At 44.3% G+C, this 2657-nt stretch carries 1 protein-coding gene; it reads left to right on the forward strand.

What is annotated here, in order from left to right; genetic code table 11:
- Positions 1-1707, forward strand: a 1707-nt coding sequence (locus NWQ57_RS14125) for a glycoside hydrolase family 3 N-terminal domain-containing protein (RefSeq protein WP_306022804.1), incomplete at its 5' end; no start/stop codon positions are given.
- Between the last annotated feature and the right edge of the window lie 950 nt (positions 1708-2657).

A 2657-nucleotide genomic window follows, 5' to 3' on the forward strand; every position in this document is an offset into this window, starting at 1 on the left:
ATGACACGGTTTATTTTTCGTAACCCCGTTGTTGAGTTTCCGCTAAACGAGGGGCCAGCGGGGCGCAGTGGTTATCAAATTACGGTTAAACAAGCTGCGCAATATATGAACACGATGCAGACCATGGCCGAGTCCACTGTGCATGGTATTCCACTGTTATTTAAGTCAAATGCGCGCAACCATCTTGATCCCAATTCAAAGGCAGGCATTAATGTGAGTAACGGAGCATTTTCTGCTTGGCCGAAAGAAGCTGGGCTCGCCGCTACTCGTGACATGGCGTTAATCAAGCAGTTTGCGCAAATCATGAATAAAGAATGGCATGCCATTGGTTTACGCAGCATGTACGGCTACATGGTGGATTTAGCAACCGAGCCACGCTGGCATCGCATACACGAAACCTTTTCTGAAGATGCTGAGCTGACCTCAGATATTATTCGAACCTTAATTAGTGGTTTACAAGGTGAACAAGTCTCCAGCAACAGCATTGCACTGACCATTAAACATTTTCCGGGTGGTGGACCGCAAGAAAATGGCGGTGATCCCCATTATGATTTTGGTAAAAATCAAACTTATCCTGGTGATAATTTTGCCTATCACCTTAAGCCTTTTAAAGCTGCCATTGAAGCGGGTGCCGGTTCAATGATGCCTTCTTACGGCATTCCACTTGGACAAAACCTACAAGCTAACGATGTCGGTATGTCTTTCTCTAAAGGCGTAGTTTCCGATTTGTTACGTGAACAGATGCATTTTAAGGGGTATGTGAATACAGATACCGGCATTATCACTCGAACCCCTTGGGGAGTTGAGGATAAAACCGAGGCAGAGCGAGTGGCAATGACCATAGCAGCGGGTTCGGATGTGCTGTCGGGTTTCAAAGATGCCTCAATGATTGTGCAGTTAGTTGAAAAAAACTTGTTGTCTGAATCACGTATCGACCAATCAGTAGTGAGACTGTTAATAGAACAGTTTCAGCTTGGATTGTTTGAAAATGCCTATGTTGATGCCGACCGTGCCGACAAAATCCTAGGTAATGCCGAGTTTCAAGCCGTGGCCGATTACGCACAGCGTAAATCCATTGTGCTGTTAGCCAATCCACAACATATCTTGCCGTTGGTAAGCTCAGCAGAGAAACCGCTGACGCTCTATACCATGGGCATCAATGTTAAAGCGGCCCAAGCCGCAGGTTTTAAAGTGATTGCAGGTGATAGTGCTACTGCTGGATTTGTCGAAGGTGGTACTCATTCTTCTGCCAAGCAAGCAGACTATGCACTTATTCGGGTACTGGTTGATAACCGAGGGGCTGCGCCCAATTTATTTGTGGGAGGCGCAGATCCTGATGAGCTCAATTTTCTGGCTTTTTCTGATATGGCCAAGGCAAAGTCATGGCATGTTAGTCCTAGCCTAAGTGACATTCAGCAAGTCATGCAAGACGTGTCAGCACAGAAAACCATTCTTGCCATCAATTTTAGACAACCTTTTGTCTTAGATGCCGCTAGCGGTTTACAGCAAGCGGGCGGAATACTGGCTACTTTTGGCGTGTCGGATGCGGCACTATTGGATGTCATCAGCGGTAAGTTTAAGCCACAAGGCAAGTTACCCTTTGCCTTAGCGAATAGCGCTGAAGCGATTATCGATCAGCAACCTGATGTACCGGGTTACCCTGAAAAAGACACACTCTATCCCTTTGGTTATGGATTAAGTTATTGAGTAGGCGTGCTTAACCACTCTTTACTTGGGCTTACCACGAGGGAAGTCGTTTACGAGCCTATTGGCGTTTGTAACTCAGGTTAAACAAGTGGCTTGCGCGATAAATTATTTGCTTATTAAGTTCATCTGAAGGCATGGGTTTTTCATAAAACGGACAGCAAGGTTGTTTGGTTTGAATTAGGAGGTTGTGTCAGCAGTAATTGCGTATTGCTATTGGTAACTTCGGGTTCACGCCCATAGCGGACCAAAAAACATATCAGGTAAAACGGTAACAATGAGCGATCTATAGTTCCCTGATTTTGATTTAATTGATTGTTTCAGGTCCAATGTAGATATTTCATCAGCTCTAACCCCCTAGCTCTCTTTATTTGAACAAAAACGAGGGTTAGATCGAGAGTAAATTCCAAGCCTATTATCTTTAAAAGACCGTAAATCATTTCGTGAACGTAATTAAGAACCAACATTAGTCGCCAGCTTAATTAAAGTGACAACCCCAGATAAACCTAACAGCAAGTTACAGTAGTATCGGTTAACTGAGCTAGGGTTAGCTTTACTCGCTTACAAGTGCCTGTAATAACACTTACCCAATAAGGCAAATAGCAAAACGCTTTTAGACGTGAAGGATTTTGCGACTCATGCTCAGTCCTCGCCTTTCAATAAGAGAATACATATCCCCGCAGCACGTCAAAGTCGCTCAATGTGGCGTTTGAAAGCGGTTGTTGGGTCTTATATTCGGGTATGTTGTGTTTCTTTTATACAATAAGTTGTTACGATTAGGAGCCCTGTAACTTTGTATTTAAACCACAGATGTCGGTAATTCAGATACTGCCCATCCGATTACCGTCAAGGCCCCAGCGTACATTAAAATACCTGCATAATTTGCCATAACTGCAAATGGAACAAAGGGCAGTATTAAACTCCATGCGAGCAGTTTTCGACCAGTCACGGAT

Origin of the sequence: Paraglaciecola sp., from assembly GCF_030730205.1 — a bacterium.
Lineage (GTDB): Bacteria > Pseudomonadota > Gammaproteobacteria > Enterobacterales > Alteromonadaceae > Paraglaciecola.